The following is a 16,243-nucleotide window of genomic DNA, read 5'->3' on the forward strand; positions in this document are numbered from 1 at the left end:
GACGCCCCCGGCCAGCGGCACCGCGGCCAGTGCGCAGCCCGGATGCGCCGCGAGCAGCCCGGCCAGCCGCCGCAGCCCCGCGGCCGCCGAGTACGCCCGGCTGCCCTGGAGCACGTCCCCGCACCCCAGCAGCGAGGCGTCCCGGCAGACGTCCGTGTCGACCACCAGGTGCTCGTCGACCACCGACGCACGGCCGCCCCGGTGCACGGGGCCCAGGCGCACGCTGAACGACGTACCGCCCCAGCGGGCGCGCAGCACCCCCGGAAAGGGGCACGCGCACGCCTCGACCACGACCAGCCGCCTCACGCCAGCGCCTCCCCGCGCCCGCGAACCCACCCGGCCGGTGGCAACGGGTCCGGCAGCGGTACGGTCACCGGCTCGTGCGCGGGCTGGCCGATGCCGAGCAGCCCGTACATGAGCCGGCGCGTGTTCCGGTTGAAGCGGCCCGGCTCCGAGGTGATGCGCGAGCTGATCGGCGCGTACTCCTCCGCCCGGTACTCCCGGGACACATAGGCGAGTTGGTCCGCGAGTGGATGGGTGGGCGACAGCCGGGGCGCCTGCGCGGCGAGCGTCGCGGCGGGTGAGGCGGGGTTGATCTCGTGCTCCGGCGCGGCGGCCAGCAGGATCGGCGCCCCGGTGAGCGTCCCGTACAGCGTGACCGAACCGTGGTCGCCGATGATCCAGTCCGCCGCGATCAGGACGCTGCGCCAGTCCGCCTCCGGCGGCACGATCCCCATGCCCAGGTGCACACACCGGGACAGCCACGACCGGACCTGGTACGCGCCGTGCCCGGCCCACACATTGGGGTGGACGAGTAGCGCCGTACGGTAGCGGGCCGCCGGCAACTCGCAGATGAGCCGCGGCAGCAGTGCGTCGAACCGGCCGAAGGAGGAGTGGGCCCCCCAGGTCGAGACCGCGACGACCAGCTTCTGCCCCTCGCCGAGCCCGAGCGCCCTGCGGTACGCGGCCCGCAGCGACAGGCTGGCCGTGATCCGGTCGTGCACGGGGTCGCCGAGCACATGGGCCAGCGGCAGCGCCTCCGGGCAGGTGCGGGCCAGTTCGCGCAGCTCGTCGCGGTGCGGGACGCCCACGGCCGCGGGCAGCCTGCCGCCGGGCGCCAGGTCCTGCCTGCGCAGCCCCGCCACGCCGGAGTGCGCCCCCTCGGCGACCCGCTTCAGGTAGTTCGCCCCGTGCGGCAGGGTGATCAGGGGTGCGTTCACGTGCTCGACGCCGCGCGGACCTGCGGCCAGGGCGAGATCGAAGGTCATGCCCGTGGCCTGCTCCCACGGCAGCACCACGCTGCCGAGCCGGGCGAGGAAGGCGGGCACGTCGTCACCGAAGGCGTGCGGCGGCGCCGTGAAGAAGATCTGCAGCCGGAAGTCGGCCTCCAGCAGGGCCAGGACGTCGAGCAGGCGCTTCCCGTACGTCACGGTGTGGACCACCGCCAGCACCCGCTTCCGCCCCACCAGCGTCAGCCACTGACGAGTTTCCGGCCGCGCTTCCGGCCGTGTGTCCGGCCCCTTCGCCTCGACGGCGTCCCGTTCGAACCGGCCCGCCGGGGCCGCTCCGGTCGTTCCCGTTCCACTCGTACTCAACGCCGGCATGGCGTCGCCCATGGGTTCTCCTCCGAGTGCGCGAACTGCCTGTGTCGCTGGGGATGCCCGGAAGAGGGGACGGAACCCTGGAGGAAGCCTTGCCAGAACCTTGCGGCGGTCTGGCACGGAGCACTCCCGGCGGGGCGCAGGGAAGCGAAAGGGGGCGTGGGGAGGGGGTGTTCTCCGGAGCGGGCCGTCGGGCCGTCCGGGTGCGGGCCGGACCCCTAACGCTCGTCCTCGCGCTCGGCCAGGTGGAAGGTGATCTGCGAGAAGTCGCGGCCCTGGAGCACGGGGGCGTTCTGCGTACCGCCGCTGACGCTGTTGCTCACCTCACCGCCCGTACGCTCGCGGGCCTCCCGCCACCACGCGTCGAGCAGGTCGCGGAACTCGCCGTCCAGCGCGGCCCGTACGCCGAGCGCGGTCGCGAGGGCCTGGGCGCGCAGCGGATCGGCGGGCTCGCGCTCCAGCTCGGCGAGTTCCCGCTCCCCGGAGCTGATCGCCGGCTCTCCCGCGGAGTCGGTGTCCGCCGACGGGGCCCGCCGGAACGGGCGCCGGACCAGTGCGGTGAGCCCCTGCCACGCCTGGCGCCCCGCGTCCGTGCCGACACTGCCCGCCATGGCGGTGAGGGCGGCTGCCGTGATCGCGTCCATACCGGTCTCCTCCGGTTCGCCGGACATCGGGCCCAGCGTAGGTCGGTGCCGTACGGCTACGCAGGGGTTCCGCCGGGTCCGGTCCCCCGCGTTCGAAAGCCCGTACGCTGCATGCGACAAGCCCCGAGCCCTCGCGGCTCGGCGCCGGGCGCAACCGAGGGGGAGGCACAGACCTGATGTGGGACATGATCGGCAATATCGCCTTGATGCTCTACGGACCGCTGATGGCGTGGACGGCATGGGAGTGGTGGCGACACCCGGAGAAGGCCCCCGGCTGGGTGACGTGGGGGCCGTCGTGGGGAGTGCGCTGGTGGGCGGTGGGCTTCGTGATCGTGGGGCTCGCCATGGGGGCCGGCGGCGTGTACGGCATCGGGCTCGCGGAGTCCTGAGTGCCGCGGCGCAGACGGGCGGCGTGAGCGGAACGGCGGTGGACCGCCTCAAGGCCGGCCCGTCCGCGTAGTCGGTGGCGGGCTGTTCCACTGGAGGCCGTCAACAAGCAAGGAACCGAACCGACATGATCGAACGAGTCCGCGCCGTCCTCGTCACACCCGACGACACCCTGCTGGTCCTCCGCCGCACCAGGCCCGGCATCCCCGTGTACTGGGTCCTGCCCGGAGGTGGCGTCGAACCCACCGACGAGTCCCGCGAGGCCGCCCTCCACCGCGAGATCCACGAGGAGATCGCGGGCAGGGCCGACATCGTCCGCCTCCTCCACACCACGGAGACCGCCGGCGAACGTCACCTCTTCTACCTGGCCCGCGTCACCACGTGGTCCTTCGCCGACCGCACGGGCCCCGAGTTCAGCGCCGAGGGCCGCGGCAAATACGCCCTGGACGAGATCCCGCTGACCCCGGAGGGCCTCGACGCCATCAACCTCAAGCCGGAAGAGATCGCCCGCCTGCTGAGGCAAGCCCTCACCACGGGAACCCTCGCGTAACCACGACTACGGCGGTACGCGGACGATCAGGTGACGTCTGCCAGGAACCGCCGGAGTACGTGCCGCAGGACGTCCGGCCGCTCCAGATGGACGTCGTGGCCCGCGCCGGGAACGCTCACGGCCACGGTCCCCGGCCGGCGCCGGAACATCTCCGCGATGTCCCCGGCCGGGACGATGCCGTGCTGGCCGAGGACGGCCAGGGAGGGGCAGGTCACGGTCGACCACTCGTCCCAGAAGGACCGCTGGGCGACCTCCGCCAGCGAAGCCACCATCACCGCGCGATCGAAACGGGGCCACCACCCCCCGTCCCGCTCCACCAGACCACCCGCCCAGCCCTCGCCGACCGAGCCGCCGCCGAAGAACTCGACGGCCGCCGCCCTGGTCGGGAACGGCCGGGGCCACGAGTCGAGCCACCCTCCGATCTCCGCCTGCACCTTCCGGTTCGGCCCACCGGGCCCGGCTTCGATCAGAACGAGGGCCCGGAAGAGTCCGGGATGCGCGGCAGCGGCAAGCATGGCGGTGTGCCCGCCGAGCGACTGCCCCACGAGGACGGGGCGCCGGAGGCCGAGCTGTTCGAGCACGGCCACGGTGTCCGCGACGTAAGCGGCTCGGGACACGTCCTGCGGGTGGCGCTCACCGGCCCCGTGCCCGCGCTGATCGACGGCGACGACCCGGTAGCGCGGGCTCAGATCCCGCGCGAGCGCGTCCCACTCACCGGCATGACCGGCCAGCCCGTGCAACAGAACAACCGGCACCCCCGACCCGCCCCAGTCACGACAGGAAACCCGAACGCCCTCACGACTGAGGACAACCTCCGACCAGCTCATACACCGTCTCCCGACACATCGGCCCACCCTTACAAGGCCACAGCGCCCCGCCGGGCACCGTACCCAACCACTGCCGTCCGCCCCGCTGAGCACACACGGCACGGCCGCCGGCAACGGAGGATCGACGAGGAGATCCGCCCCGGCTCCGTAGCCGTCGACGGCTCGGTTCTGCGTCAGCCACCGGGCGCCGGGCAATGGCACGGCTCTACCTCGCAGGGTCGCGTCGCTGTTCGCGGATACGGGCCTGCAGGCGTGGCGGCTCGGGCCTGGGCGCGGGCCGATTTATTTCGCTGTGGGGAAAGAACAGGGTCCGGTACGAAACACTTGTCGCGGCTCTGGACCTGGCTGACTGCATGAGAAAGGCCCCAGCCTGCGACCGGGACCTTTCTTTCAAGAGCGGGTGACGAGAACCGAACTCGTGCTCTGAGCTTGGGAAACAGCGGTACTTGGGCCTTTGGAAGGATCTGACCTGCGGTTTCGGGCTGGCCAGGTGGATGGCCCCTCGGACTCTGGGAGCCGTATCTGACCGCTGTTGTCCGCTCTGCTGGGCACGGATGGGGCACGAGAATTCCTAGTGCGACGCGTGCTCCGGGCGGGCGGACTGCTCAGAGGGGGATGATGCGGACTTGGTTGCCGCAGAGCTGGGTCATGTCGTCGCTGTCGGAGGTCAGGAGGGCGACGGGTTTCGTCTGGCGGAGCGCGACCTCGGCGACCGTGGCGTCAATGGCGTACTTGTGTCCGTGCAGTCCAGCGCCTTTGAGAAGCTCAGCCGCCGCTTTCGCCGCCTGTTCGGTGACGGGCTCCACCTTGACGCGGGACAGGGCCCAGTTCAGGCGGGGCATGCTGGTGCGGGAGTGGGTCACTTCCACGATGGTGTTGGCCCCGATGACCAGGTCGGCTCCCATGTCGTGGAAGACCTGAAGCATCGCGAGGAGCTTGCGGTCCTGCGCGATCCAGGCGGAAAGTCCTTCCGAGTCCAGGACGACGGTCTCGATACGCTCGCTCACGCGGCGTCCGCGCCTTTGGAGGTGTCGGCGGAGCCGAAGATCTTCTCGCGCGCCTCGGCGAGCTCCTCGTCGCTGAAGGGTCCGTGCTCCTCCTCATGGCGACGAAGGTCGTCGCCCAGGAGCTGGTGCCGGATCTGGCGCGCTACGGCTTCCGCCACGTAGCCGGAGACGTTGTCCGTGAGCTTGCGGAGCTCCGCCACCTGGTCGCTGGGGAGCGTGACGGTGATGCGAGTCGTTGAGGACATACGGCAAGCATACTGGAGTATGCGCGACAGGGGCTGGGTTTGCGACACCGATTCTTCCGGTCAAGGTTTCGCGACCGGAGGGTGAGGTTTCCAGCGCGGGGAGTACGAGCCCGCCGACCATACGCGCATCGGTCAGAAGGGCGGTTCGAGATAGCTGCGACCATCACTGTGTGGCTCCCAGTCCCAGGGCCCCTCCAGGAAAGGCTCGGAGCCGGGGGTGTCGTGGCCCCACGCTTCGAGTGCCTTCTGGGCAACACGCTGGTTGTGGCCGTTGCTGCTGGTGTCCAGGATGGAGCGCGCGTGCACGGCGAGGTGATCGCGGTGTTCGGCGAGCGCGGGGTGCTCGGCGAGGATGAGCGCGGCGATAACGGCGGCTTCGCGCACGTCCTCGTGGCTGTCTCGGAGGAAGGGCGAGACGGCCCGATAAAGCATCGGGCGCAGGTCTCGGAAGGACGCCACGATGGTGCCGGGGGCGAGGAAGTCAGGGAAGTGCTGCTCCGTGCGGCCCACAATCTCGTCAGAGGCGTCGTAGGCCGTGGACGCCAACCAGTTCAACAGCGCCGCACGGATGGGGACGTTGCGATAGGGCCGGGAGGTCGTAGCCGCCGGGTGGGTGAGGATGCCGGCGACATACATGGCGGCGGGGGCAGTGGCTTCGTAGATCGTGTTCTGGTGGCCGACCATCTCACCTAGCTCTGACAGGGCGTTGACCTGGACCCTGGGGTCGGGCGTCAGCAGTCGTGTGAGGACCTCGGGGAGGCCCTCACCGTTCCCGAAAGGCGTCTCGAGCGAACCCCAATCAGTCTCCGACAGGACTACCTGGTGCGGCGGCAAGTCGGGCTCGCGAGGTGCGCCAGCGTTGGAACGGCTGCGGTTCACAGGCAAAACCTAGACCAGAAGGCGGATGCACTTCTCATGGCATTGAGCGCTGTGCGGATTCGTGAGAGCGCAGCGGTGTAATCGGCATACAACTGCCTACGCCTGATGATCGTGTCCCTTTCTGGAGAAGGCGCCTTCTGTCCTGGAAATGGCTTGGTTTGCCGCCTCTGCGCTCCGCATGTTCTTGGGTAGTCGCGTTTCCGCTGTCACGTAGGCTCCAGCAAGAAACGTATCGGTGATACCTTCGGCGTCTGACAGGTTGGCCCTGTCCAGACAGGCCCCCTCTGGATAGCATTCCGCTAGCTTGGCGGAACCGAAATGTGCTCCATGAGCCCATGAGTTATCTAGGGTTGCTTCGGTAAAATTAGCGCCGAAGAACTTAGCGTTCGACAGGTTGCATTCCACCAGTGAGGCGTCCGAAAAATCTGTGCGCGCAAAATTTCCATCACTCATGTCACATTTTTCCAGGTCGGTGTTTCTCAGGTTTGCGCGCTGAATCCACGCCCCCTTGAGTGATACTCGGATAAAACTCGCTTCCTTGAAATCTGCGTCAGGCGCCTGAACGTTGTCAAGAATGCAGTCATCGAATATTGCTCCAGCGAAACGTCCGGATGTCATGGATGCGCCCTGAAGGGACGATTCTCGAAAGTCCAATTGGCCTCTCTCGGGCCTTACGGGCCTTCGTCCCAAGACGGTCAGAGCCGCTTGCGCCGGCTCCTTCGGCCTTGCAGAGACTTGCGTTCTATCCGTGTGCGCCTGTTCCCGGATGAATGCACACAAAAACTCGACAACCATTGCGTGATCCTTTTCCGAATCATGCATAATTCGCTCGAGTGCGTAAATTCCCCCCAGCTTTTCTGTATCACTGTCACTGCCTGCCAGTTTGACAGCCTCGACGTATCTGTTTGTAACTTGATCTTCTCTTGTCAGCTCGGCTTGGCGAACTGCGGATTTTTCGGAGTGCTCAATGGATAGGCGAGTCAGCCGTAGCTGCTCCTGTGTGGACTCTTGTGTGTGCTTTAGTGCCTCTTTTGAGTTTTTTAGATTTCTGTCTGTGTAATATAGCCCGAAAGCTGCAATGACTCCCGCTCCGATGGCCACTAGCGTGGTGCGGAATCCGGTTACAACCGCCCCCTCGCCGGGTGTTAGGTCATGCCCGAGGTGTTTTCCGTCAATCCACCATGGTCCTTTCCATAGGAGCGCGATGAAGCAGGCGAAGGTGATCATGACTACCGCTATGGCGGCAATTTTCCGCGCTTTCATGCGGCTATTGAACCATGTTATACGGGCGGTGGTCTGGTGATTCGGGAAGAAGGTCGGTGGAGCCGCTTGGAGGCGAGTGGTCATGGCTCCGTAAGCTGATGGCGAGTCGGGAAGTCAGTGGACCTGCCCGTAAAGCACGACGTTGGGGTCATGATCGTAGAGGCTCGCCCCAAAGTGGCTGCCTAAAGCCGTGGAGCCGACCGCCCCAGCCACAGTGGGTTTCTCCTCACCATGGTGCTCGCCCTAGCCGCGCGAGCCGCTTTGATGAAGTAGGGAAAGTTCTACCGCGCTGGAAGCAGGTGCCCGGCGCAGCTTGTGTGCCGGACGTGGCCGCCGCCCGCGTGCAACCGGAGCGGTCGACGGCCACGTCCGGAGGCCGTCAGGCTGTAGCGGCGGCCTCGCGGCCTCTGCGGGTGCGGCGGTGGAGGATTTTGGCGAAGGTGGCGCGGGCGTCTCTGTGGGGTCTAGGTAGTGCATTGCCAGGAGGGCGGCGGTGACGGCGCCCTCCTGGTCGTTCTGGATCTCGGACCAGGTTGGGGTGTCGTCGCAGGTGGTGAGGTCCTTCAGGTCGTGGAGGGCGGGCATGGGCTTGCTGGCCTCTTCGGTGACCTTGCTGACTCGGAGGGCTTGAGCTCCTGGTTAGGGAGGTGGGCGCCTGCCGCACGGCAGACGGCGGAGAGCTTCTCGATGTTGTCCCGCAGGGTGTCCGCGTCGGACCGCCGGTCGATGGGTTCGGTTATTCCTGTGCGGGGCGTCCGAGCTGGCGTACGGTCCATCCGGCCATGCGCCAGGCGTCGGCGTCGATGAGGTTGCGGAGGTCGACGAGGACCGGGGCCGCGACCAGTGGGGCGAGGGCCTTGGGGTCGGCCTCGCGGAAGTGGGGCCATTCCGTGGCCAGGACGATCAGTTCGGCGTCCTGGACGGAGGCGTCGAGGGTGTCGGCGTAGTCGAGTTCGGGGTTACGGCGCAGCGCACTGGGCACGGCGTGCGGGTCGTGGACCGTGACCGTCGCGCCGCGCTGGTGCATCAGCGCGGCGATCGCCAGGGCCGGGGATTCGCGTACGTCGTTGGTGCCGGCCTTGAAGGACGCGCCCCACACGGTGACGCGTACGCCGTCCACCGGGCGGCCGAGGGTCTGCTCGATGAGTTTCAGCGCGGCGGTGGGGCGCGATTCGTTGACCTCCTCCGCCGCGCGCAGCATGGCCGCCGCCTCGGTGGCGCCCAAGGCGCGGGCGGAGGCGGTGAAGGCGCGGACGTCCTTGGGGAGGCAGCCGCCGCCGTAGCCGGGGCCGGCGTTCAGGCCGCCGCGGCCAATGCGCGGGTCGACGCCGACGGCCTCGGTCAGCTGCTGGACGTCGGCCCCCGCCGCGGCGCACATGTCGGCGACGCCGTTGATGAACGAGATCTTCATGCCGAGGTACGCGTTCGCCGCCCCCTTGATCAGCTCGGCCGTGGCCGGGTCGGTGACGAACAGCGGGATGCCGTCGGCGAGGAGCGGCGCGTACACCTGGCGTACGACCTCCTCGGCGCGGGCCGAGGGGACGCCGACCACGATGCGGTCGGGTCGCAGGGTGTCGTCGATGGCGTGGCCCTCGCGCAGGAACTCCGGGTTCCAGACGACCTCCACGTCCTCCCCGGCCGGGGAGAGCCGGGCGAGAAGTGCGCCGAGGTCGCGGGAGGTCCCGACCGTGACCGTGGATTTGCCGATGATCACCGTCGGGCGGGTCAGGTACGGGGCCAGCGCGCGGGCGGCGGCAAAGACCTGGCCGGTGTCGTAACTCCGGCCGTCCGCGTCGATCGGCGTGCCCACGGCCAGGAAGTGGACGTCCGCGAACTCGCCCGCCTCGGCGAGGCTGGTCGTGAACCGCAGTCGGCCGGACGCGGTGTGGGTGGCCAGGAGTTCCGGCAGGCCCTCCTCGTAGATCGGGCACTCGCCGGCGTTGAGGCGGTCGATCTTGGCCTGGTCCAGGTCCACGCCGATGACCTCGTGGCCGATCTCGGCCATCGCGGCGGCGTGGGGGATGCCCAGGTGACCGCAGCCGATGACGGATACGCGCATGGCGACGCTCCTTTCCCTGTACTCGCCCGCCCAGTGAGTCCGGACCGGCCGGGTGCGCCACGCTAGCGCCCCCGCCCGGCGCGATCCTCTTCGTGCAGGTGGGTCAACCTCACTGCTGCCTCAGGACGTTGACGAGAGCGGGCAGCGCTTCGGCGGCGGTGGCCCGGCACACCAGGTCACCGTCCTGGGGCCCTCCAGCGGGTACGGCATGAACGCGCCGTCGTCTCAGAAGCCCTCCGGCCGAGGTGGACGACCTGCATGACCCGCTCGTGGGCCCGAGCCTCGTCGCGCTCGGCACGGGCGGCCAGCACGTCGACGTTGTTGGTGATGACGGACCCGGCGATCGTGGCCGGCGTCCTTCAGCTCCTTGAGTGCCCGCATCGCCGGGGTCGGCTCGGCGCGGAAGCGGGCGCGGAACGTCTCGGCGGAATCGGCCGTCTTCCCCCCTGGCTCGGTCAGCACTTCGTGGAAGAGCGTGCCGGCCGTGGGTGAGCGAGGTGTGAAGCGGTGTTCGCGCGGTTCGTGGCCCTGGCGGTATGGCGGAATGAGAAAGGCCCCGGTTGGTGACCGGGGCCTTTCTTTGAAGAGCGGGTGACGAGAATCGAACTCGCGCTCTGAGCTTGGGAAGCTCATGTTCTACCATTAAACTACACCCGCGAAAATTTCGGACGTCCCTTTTCCGGGAGCATCCTCGGACACTGTACCCCATCTCGATCGCGTCGCGTGGGCGGCCGGGATGTGGTTGTCGGGGGCGGGAGTTGGGGGCGTAGCGTGGGTGGCGGAGTGCCGCGTGGAGTGGCGTCCTGTTCATCCCCTAATGTGGCGGTCTCGTCCACGTCTTGATGGGGAAGGGACTTGATGGACTCCATGGAGCGCACCGTCGTCCGCTGTGCCGAAGGGCACGTTTTCGCTACCAGCACGTTCCCGATGCAGCAGCTCGGGGCGGGGCGGATCGGGCCCGGCCGGCTGATCCGGTGTCCCCGGTGCGCTCGGTTGCGGCATGCCGTGCCCGTGGTGCTCGAGCGGCGGTAGCCAGGCGGACGACAGGCGCGCGGGCGGCCCGATGGGGGCGGGCCCGCGCGTTCTGCGTATCCTCGGTGGGTGCTTCTCTCAGACAAGGACATCCGCGCCGAGATCGACGCCGGACGCGTGCGCATTGATCCATTCGACGCGTCGATGGTGCAGCCCTCGAGCATCGATGTGCGGCTCGACCGCTACTTCCGGGTGTTCGAGAACCACCGGTACCCGCACATCGACCCGGCCGTCGAGCAGGTGGACCTCACCCGCACGGTCGAGCCGGAGGGGGACGACGCGTTCATCCTGCACCCGGGTGAGTTCGTGCTGGCGTCGACGTACGAGGTCATTTCGCTGCCCGACGATCTCGCGTCCCGCCTGGAGGGCAAGAGTTCCCTCGGCCGGCTCGGGCTGGTCACGCATTCCACCGCCGGGTTCATCGACCCCGGTTTCTCCGGGCACGTGACCCTGGAGCTTTCGAATCTGGCGACGCTGCCGATAAAGCTGTGGCCGGGAATGAAGATCGGCCAGCTGTGCATGTTCCGGCTGAGTTCGCCTTCGGAGTTCCCTTACGGCTCCGAGCGGTACGGGTCGCGTTATCAGGGGCAGCGCGGTCCCACCGCGTCGCGCTCCTTCATGAATTTCCACCGGACGCAGGTGTGAGGGCCCGATGACCGACGAGGTACGCGAGAACCTGACGTACGACGGCTTCGGCCGTGCCGTGCGCGAGCTGGCGCAGACGGTGGCCGACGACGGGTACGAGCCGGACGTGGTGCTGAGCATCGCCCGCGGCGGGGTGTTCGTGGCCGGCGGTCTGGCGTACGCGCTGGACTGCAAGAACATCCACCTGGTGAACGTGGAGTTCTACACGGGTGTGGGCACCACGCTGGACATGCCGGTCATGCTGGCGCCCGTGCCCAACGTCATCGACTTCTCGGACAAGAAGGTCCTGATCGCCGACGACGTCGCCGACACCGGCAAGACGCTCAAGCTGGTGCGCGACTTCTGCGTCGACCACGTGGCCGAGGTGCGTTCCGCGGTCATCTACGAGAAGTCGCACTCGCTCGTGAAGTGCGAGTACGTGTGGAAGAAGACCGACCGGTGGATCAACTTCCCGTGGAGCGTGGAGAAGCCCGTCGTGCGGCGCAGCGGACAGGTCCTCGACGCCTGAGCGGCTTCGGCTCGTCGTACGTGGAAGGGCCCCGGCAGCGCGCCGGGGCCCTTCCACGTATGCGTCGTGCGCCCGTCGTCAGATCGTGCCGAGCTTCAGGATCGACACCAGGGCCAGCAGCTGGATCGCCGACGCGCCCAGCGCCTTCGGCCACGGCAGGTCGTGCGACTTGCTCACCATCGAGGTCAGCAGGGCCGCCGCGGCCAGCCAGGTGACCCAGCCGAGTATGACGACCAGCGCGTTCTCGCCGCCCAGGAACATGGCGAAGACCAGGCGCGGCACGTCCGTGATGGACATGATCAGCATGGACAGGCCCACCGTCGGCTGCCAGGAGCCGTCGCCGCCGAGCTGGCGGGCCAGCGTGTGGGTGACCGCGCCCAGCACCAGGCCGCCGAGCACGAAGCAGACGCCCGTGATGATGACGAAGGGCACGGCGCTGGAGACCGGGGCGTGGATCGCGTCCTCGCGGGCCTGGTCGAAGCCGAAGAGGGCCAGCAGGCCGTAGAGGAAGGTCACGGTCAGGGCAGGGCCCCAGACCGCGTAGTCGCGCATCTGCCAGAACGTCGGGCCGGGGCGCGTCACGATGCCGGTGAGCAGCTGCTTCCAGTGCAGGCGCGGCCCCATCGGCGCGGCGGGCGCGTGCCCGGCGCGGTAGGCGCTGCCGTCGCCGTACGGCTCCTCGTCGATGCGGAACGCCTGCGTGTGGCCGGGGTTGTTCGCGTACGGGTCACCGGGGTTCGGCCCCTGCGGGTACGGGTAGGGGCCCGGGTCGCCGAAGTACTCCGGCTCGTCCGGACCGCCGGGGTAGCCGCCGTGCTGCCCGGGGTGCCCCTGGTGTCCGCCGCCGTGCCCGGGGCCTCCGTGGTAGCCCGGGCCCGGTCCGCCGGGATACGGGCCGCCCTGGCCACCCGGCCCACCCGGCCCGCCCGTGGGCGGCCACGGCTGCTGCCGGCCGTACGGCGGCGGCGCCTGATGGCCGTACGGCGGCTGCGGTGCCGCCTGGTTGCCGTACGGCTGCTGCCGCGGTTGCTGTTGCCCTTGCTGCGGGGTGCGGTTGTCCCGGCCGCGTCCGATCCTGAATCCAGCCACGTGGTCGAACGTACCCGCTCCGCCGGGGCCCGGGGCCCGGGGCCGGGGAAGTACCGGCCCTTTGACGCGTAGATGTGACATCCCCTAGGGGACACCCGTGGGGCTGTCCCCCGTACCGGGCCGGGGGTTTGCCGCGCGGCCGCCGGCGGGGTGCGCGTTCGGCGTGCGGGCCCTCTTCCGTACCGGCCGGGAAAGGCGGAAGCGGCCGGTCCTGCCCCCGAGGCAGGTCCGGCCGCTTCACCGCGCCGTGGCGCCGGTCCGCGCGGCTACTTCGCCGGTTCCGGCTCCGGTTCGTCCGCGGACTCCGCCTCGCCCGCCGGGTCGGCCGGGGTCTTCACGGAGTCGAGCAGCAGCTGGGACACGTCCACCACCTGGACGGACTCCTTCGCCTTGCCCTCGTTCTTCTTGCCGTTGACCGAGTCGGTCAGCATGACCAGGCAGAACGGGCAGGCCGTGGAGACGATGTCCGGGTCGATGGCGAGGGCTTCGTCGACGCGCTCGTTGTTGATGCGCTTGCCGATCCGCTCCTCCATCCACATCCGGGCCCCGCCGGCGCCGCAGCAGAAGCCGCGCTCCTTGTGGCGGTGCATCTCCTCGTTCCGCAGGCCCGGGACCTTGGCGATGATCTCGCGCGGGGGCGTGTAGATCTTGTTGTGGCGGCCCAGGTAGCAGGGGTCGTGGTACGTGATCAGGCCCTCGACCGGGGTCACCGGGATCAGCTTGCCCTCGTCCACGAGGTGCTGGAGCAGCTGCGTGTGGTGGATGACCTCGTACTCGCCGCCGAGCTGCGGGTACTCGTTGGCGATGGTGTTGAAGCAGTGCGGGCAGGTCGCGACGATCTTCTTCGCGGACTTGGCCTTCTTGGTCGAGTCGTCCTCGTCGTCCTCGCCGAACGCCATGTTCAGCATGGCGACGTTCTCGGCGCCGAGCTGCTGGAACAGCGGCTCGTTGCCCAGGCGGCGGGCCGAGTCACCGGTGCACTTCTCGTCGCCGCCCATGATCGCGAACTTGACGCCCGCGATGTGCAGCAGCTCCGCGAAGGCCTTGGTGGTCTTCTTGGCGCGGTCCTCCAGGGCGCCGGCGCAGCCGACCCAGTAGAGGTAGTCGACCTCGGTGAGGTCCTCGACGTCCTTGCCGACGATCGGAACCTCGAAGTCCACCTCCTTGGTCCACTCGACGCGCTGCTTCTTGGCGAGCCCCCAGGGGTTGCCCTTCTTCTCCAGGTTCTTGAGCATGGTCCCCGCCTCGGACGGGAACGCCGACTCGATCATCACCTGGTAGCGGCGCATGTCGACGATGTGGTCGATGTGCTCGATGTCGACCGGGCACTGCTCCACGCAGGCGCCGCAGGTGGTGCAGGACCACAGGACGTCCGGGTCGATGACGCCGTTCTCCTCGACCGTGCCGATCAGCGGGCGCTCGGCCTCGGCGAGGGCGGACGCGGGCACGTCCTTCAGCTGCTCGGCGGTCGCCTTCTCCTCGCCCTCCATGTCCTTGCCGCCGCCGGCCAGCAGGTACGGGGCCTTGGCGTGCGCGTGGTCGCGCAGGGACATGATCAGGAGCTTCGGCGAGAGCGGCTTGCCGGTGTTCCAGGCGGGGCACTGCGACTGGCAGCGGCCGCACTCGGTGCAGGTGGAGAAGTCGAGGATGCCCTTCCAGGAGAACTGCTCGACCTGGGAGACACCGAAGACGGCGTCGTCGGCCGGGTCCTCCCAGTCGATCTCCTTGCCGCCCGTGGTCATCGGCTGCAGCGCGCCCAGCGCGACCGCGCCGTCGGCGTTCCGCTTGAACCAGATGTTCGGGAAGCCGAGGAAGCGGTGCCAGGCGACACCCATGTTGGTGTTGAGCGAGACGGTGATCATCCAGATCAGCGAGGTGCCGATCTTGATCATCGCGACGAAGTAGATGAGGTTCTGCAGCGTGCCCAGCGCCAGGCCCTTGAAGGCGAGGACCAGCGGGTACGACACGAAGTACGCGGCCTCGTAGCCGTCGACGTGGTGGATCGCGCCTTCCAGCCCGCGCAGGGTCAGGATCGCGAGGCCGATGACGAGGATGACGTACTCGACGAAGTACGCCTGCCACGCCACCGAGCCCGTGAAGCGGGACTTGCGGCCGGCGCGGGAGGGCAGGTTCAGCAGCCGGATGGCGATCAGCACGAGGATGCCGACCACCGTCATCAGGCCGATGAACTCGATGTACAGCTCGAACGGCAGCCAGCCGCCGATGACCGGCAGCACCCAGTCGGCCTGGAAGAGCTGCCCGTACGCCTGGAGCAGCGTCGGCGGCAGGGTCAGGAAGCCGATGGCGACGAACCAGTGCGCGAAGCCGACGATCCCCCACCGGTTCATCCGGGTGTGGCCGAGGAATTCCCTGACCAGGGTGATCGTGCGCTGCTTCGGATTGTCGGTGCGGCTGCCGGCCGGAACCGGCTGTCCGAGCGTGACGAACCGGTAGATCTGCGCGACGGCTCGGGCGATGAGCGCAACGCCGACCACGGTCAGCACCAGCGACACGATGATCGCGGCGAGTTGCATTGGGGGCTCCTCGGGCCTGCGAGGGTGGGATCGATCCAGTGTCTACTAGCGAGTACAACGTCTTCCAGTAACCACGTGGACTACGAGTATCGCTACTACTAAGCAGTAACTTAATCAGTCTGCGCCGACACTACCCACTTCTTCCGCCGTCCTGTAGCCGGGCAGGCGGTGATCTGTGTCGCTCAGGCGCGCCTTGCCGCCCCGCCGCAGGGCGCGCGCCGCCTCACGCAGGGGTACGCGGACGGCCTCGCGCAGGGGTACGCGGACGGCCTCGGCGAGCACCGCCAGGTCCAGGCGGAGGCTCTGGTGCTCGGCGTAGTGCTGGTCGAGCAGCTCCGCCTCGTCCCACGGCATCGTCGAGCGGCGCCGCACCTGGGCGAGGCCGGTGAGCCCGGGTTTCAGCGCCGCCCGCCAGTGGTAGGCACCCCCGGGTCCGCCGCGTACGTCGCCGGGGGCGAGCGGCTCGGGCCCCACCAGGCTCAGCTCCCCCCTCACCACGTGGTGCAGCCGCGACAGGGTGTCCAGGCCGAGGCGCCGGGTGTTCAGGGAGCGCAGGACGAAGGGGGCGCCGTGCGGTCCGGTGCGCGGGGAGTGCGTCATGACGCGGCGGCCCCGGGCGGCGAGGGCCAGGGCGGCGACCGCCAGTACGGGGGCGGCGAGGAGCAGCAGGGCCGTACCGACAGTCAGGTCGAGGGGGCGCTTCCAGCGTCCCTGTGTACGGGGCCGTCCCGGTGTACGCGTCATTCGCACCTGCCTGGGTTCGGTGGGCCGGACCCGGGGAACCCTGGCCGGACCGGGCCGGATGCCGGTTTTGCGCTGCTCACGGCATTTTGTGACAGAACGATCCCATGCGGCCATGATGGGAGGGGGCTGTGCGGCGCATGAGGCGCCGGGGTGTCGCCGATGGCGCGGGGTGGATGCACCTAAGTTGAGTCGGGGTGACTCAGGTCTGTTGACTCCCGGAGGCGAGTCA

The 16,243-nt window shown here is 68.9% G+C and carries 15 protein-coding genes, 1 tRNA gene and 1 pseudogene; 4 read left to right on the plus strand and 13 right to left on the minus strand.

The genetic code is table 11. The features are described from left to right. From MHW47_RS04625 to MHW47_RS04635, 3 genes and pseudogenes are all read right to left on the minus strand, one after another. Positions 1–306 (minus strand): annotated as a pseudogene (locus tag MHW47_RS04625) (hypothetical protein); the annotation flags it as partial. After that, positions 303–1,466: a hypothetical protein gene (locus MHW47_RS04630; protein WP_239221368.1), complete on the minus strand. Its 1,164-nt coding sequence runs from the start codon at positions 1,464–1,466 to the stop codon at positions 303–305. The gene MHW47_RS04630 and the pseudogene MHW47_RS04625, both read right to left, overlap by 4 nt. Positions 1,467–1,819: 353 nt before the next feature. After that, positions 1,820–2,272 carry a hypothetical protein gene (locus MHW47_RS04635; RefSeq protein ID WP_308381401.1) on the minus strand — a complete coding sequence of 151 codons (453 nt, stop codon included), beginning with the start codon at positions 2,270–2,272 and terminating at the stop codon, positions 1,820–1,822. Between the two features lie 158 nt (positions 2,273–2,430). Here MHW47_RS04635 and MHW47_RS04640 point away from each other — a divergent pair, with 158 nt between their 5' ends. Then, a complete protein-coding gene (locus MHW47_RS04640) occupies positions 2,431–2,634 on the plus strand; it encodes a hypothetical protein (protein WP_239221325.1) in 204 nt (67 codons plus the stop codon). A 125-nt stretch (positions 2,635–2,759) separates the two neighbouring features. Continuing rightward, on the plus strand, positions 2,760–3,182 hold the full coding sequence (locus MHW47_RS04645; protein ID WP_239221326.1) for an NUDIX domain-containing protein: 423 nt from the start codon (positions 2,760–2,762) through the stop codon (positions 3,180–3,182). Positions 3,183–3,208: 26 nt separating this feature from the next. On the opposite strand, the gene MHW47_RS04650 is transcribed toward MHW47_RS04645, so the two are convergent. From MHW47_RS04650 to MHW47_RS04680, 7 genes are all read right to left on the minus strand, one after another. Continuing rightward, on the minus strand, positions 3,209–4,009 hold the full coding sequence (locus MHW47_RS04650) for an alpha/beta fold hydrolase (protein ID WP_239221327.1): 801 nt from the start codon (positions 4,007–4,009) through the stop codon (positions 3,209–3,211). 605 nt (positions 4,010–4,614) lie between these two features. After that, positions 4,615–5,016, minus strand: coding sequence for a PIN domain-containing protein (locus MHW47_RS04655; RefSeq protein ID WP_239221328.1), 402 nt, complete (start codon positions 5,014–5,016; stop codon positions 4,615–4,617). Continuing rightward, entirely contained in the window at positions 5,013–5,261 is a 249-nt protein-coding gene (locus tag MHW47_RS04660) for a type II toxin-antitoxin system CcdA family antitoxin (RefSeq protein ID WP_239221329.1), read from the minus strand. Before MHW47_RS04660 ends, MHW47_RS04655 begins: the two co-directional genes overlap by 4 nt. 132 nt (positions 5,262–5,393) lie before the next feature. Continuing rightward, positions 5,394–6,140 (minus strand): hypothetical protein, encoded by a 747-nt coding sequence (locus MHW47_RS04665; RefSeq protein WP_239221330.1) that lies wholly within the window; start codon positions 6,138–6,140, stop codon positions 5,394–5,396. A gap of 96 nt (positions 6,141–6,236) precedes the next feature. Further along, positions 6,237–7,487 (minus strand): pentapeptide repeat-containing protein, encoded by a 1,251-nt coding sequence (locus MHW47_RS04670; RefSeq protein ID WP_239221331.1) that lies wholly within the window; start codon positions 7,485–7,487, stop codon positions 6,237–6,239. Between the two features lie 652 nt (positions 7,488–8,139). Next, the gene (locus MHW47_RS04675) at positions 8,140–9,462 is read right to left on the minus strand and encodes a UDP-glucose/GDP-mannose dehydrogenase family protein (protein WP_239221332.1); all 1,323 of its coding nucleotides are present in this window, start codon (positions 9,460–9,462) and stop codon (positions 8,140–8,142) included. Between the two features lie 586 nt (positions 9,463–10,048). After that, positions 10,049–10,119, minus strand: a tRNA-Gly gene (locus tag MHW47_RS04680). 444 nt (positions 10,120–10,563) lie between these two features. On the opposite strand from MHW47_RS04680, the gene dcd reads away from it, so the two are divergent. Both dcd and MHW47_RS04690 read left to right on the plus strand, forming a co-directional pair. Next, on the plus strand, positions 10,564–11,139 hold the full coding sequence (gene dcd / locus MHW47_RS04685; RefSeq protein ID WP_018102070.1) for a dCTP deaminase: 576 nt from the start codon (positions 10,564–10,566) through the stop codon (positions 11,137–11,139). Between the two features lie 7 nt (positions 11,140–11,146). Beyond that, on the plus strand, positions 11,147–11,647 hold the full coding sequence (locus MHW47_RS04690; RefSeq protein ID WP_239221333.1) for a phosphoribosyltransferase: 501 nt from the start codon (positions 11,147–11,149) through the stop codon (positions 11,645–11,647). A gap of 78 nt (positions 11,648–11,725) precedes the next feature. On the opposite strand, the gene MHW47_RS04695 is transcribed toward MHW47_RS04690, so the two are convergent. The 3 genes from MHW47_RS04695 to MHW47_RS04705 all read right to left on the minus strand — a co-directional run bounded on the left by MHW47_RS04695 (position 11,726) and on the right by MHW47_RS04705 (position 16,014). Next, a complete protein-coding gene (locus MHW47_RS04695; RefSeq protein WP_239221334.1) occupies positions 11,726–12,736 on the minus strand; it encodes a Yip1 family protein in 1,011 nt (336 codons plus the stop codon). Positions 12,737–13,002: 266 nt separating this feature from the next. Next, positions 13,003–15,270 (minus strand): (Fe-S)-binding protein, encoded by a 2,268-nt coding sequence (locus MHW47_RS04700; RefSeq protein ID WP_239221335.1) that lies wholly within the window; start codon positions 15,268–15,270, stop codon positions 13,003–13,005. Between the two features lie 114 nt (positions 15,271–15,384). Next, complete coding sequence (locus MHW47_RS04705; protein ID WP_239221336.1) at positions 15,385–16,014, minus strand: sugar transferase; 630 nt, start codon at positions 16,012–16,014, stop codon at positions 15,385–15,387. Between the last annotated feature and the right edge of the window lie 229 nt (positions 16,015–16,243).

The organism is Streptomyces sp. OfavH-34-F (assembly GCF_022347745.1).
Taxonomy (GTDB): Bacteria; Actinomycetota; Actinomycetes; order Streptomycetales; family Streptomycetaceae; genus Streptomyces.

Coding starts and splice junctions, on each gene's coding strand:
- MHW47_RS04670 (WP_239221331.1), bottom strand. CDS start 7,487: ATGACCACTCGCCTCCAAGCGGCTCCACCGACCTTCTTCCCGAATCAC.
- MHW47_RS04640 (WP_239221325.1), top strand. CDS start 2,431: ATGATCGGCAATATCGCCTTGATGCTCTACGGACCGCTGATGGCGTGG.
- MHW47_RS04690 (WP_239221333.1), top strand. CDS start 11,147: ATGACCGACGAGGTACGCGAGAACCTGACGTACGACGGCTTCGGCCGT.
- MHW47_RS04675 (WP_239221332.1), bottom strand. CDS start 9,462: ATGCGCGTATCCGTCATCGGCTGCGGTCACCTGGGCATCCCCCACGCC.
- MHW47_RS04650 (WP_239221327.1), bottom strand. CDS start 4,009: ATGAGCTGGTCGGAGGTTGTCCTCAGTCGTGAGGGCGTTCGGGTTTCC.
- MHW47_RS04660 (WP_239221329.1), bottom strand. CDS start 5,261: ATGTCCTCAACGACTCGCATCACCGTCACGCTCCCCAGCGACCAGGTG.
- MHW47_RS04700 (WP_239221335.1), bottom strand. CDS start 15,270: ATGCAACTCGCCGCGATCATCGTGTCGCTGGTGCTGACCGTGGTCGGC.
- MHW47_RS04635 (WP_308381401.1), bottom strand. CDS start 2,272: ATGTCCGGCGAACCGGAGGAGACCGGTATGGACGCGATCACGGCAGCC.
- MHW47_RS04705 (WP_239221336.1), bottom strand. CDS start 16,014: ATGACGCGTACACCGGGACGGCCCCGTACACAGGGACGCTGGAAGCGC.
- MHW47_RS04645 (WP_239221326.1), top strand. CDS start 2,760: ATGATCGAACGAGTCCGCGCCGTCCTCGTCACACCCGACGACACCCTG.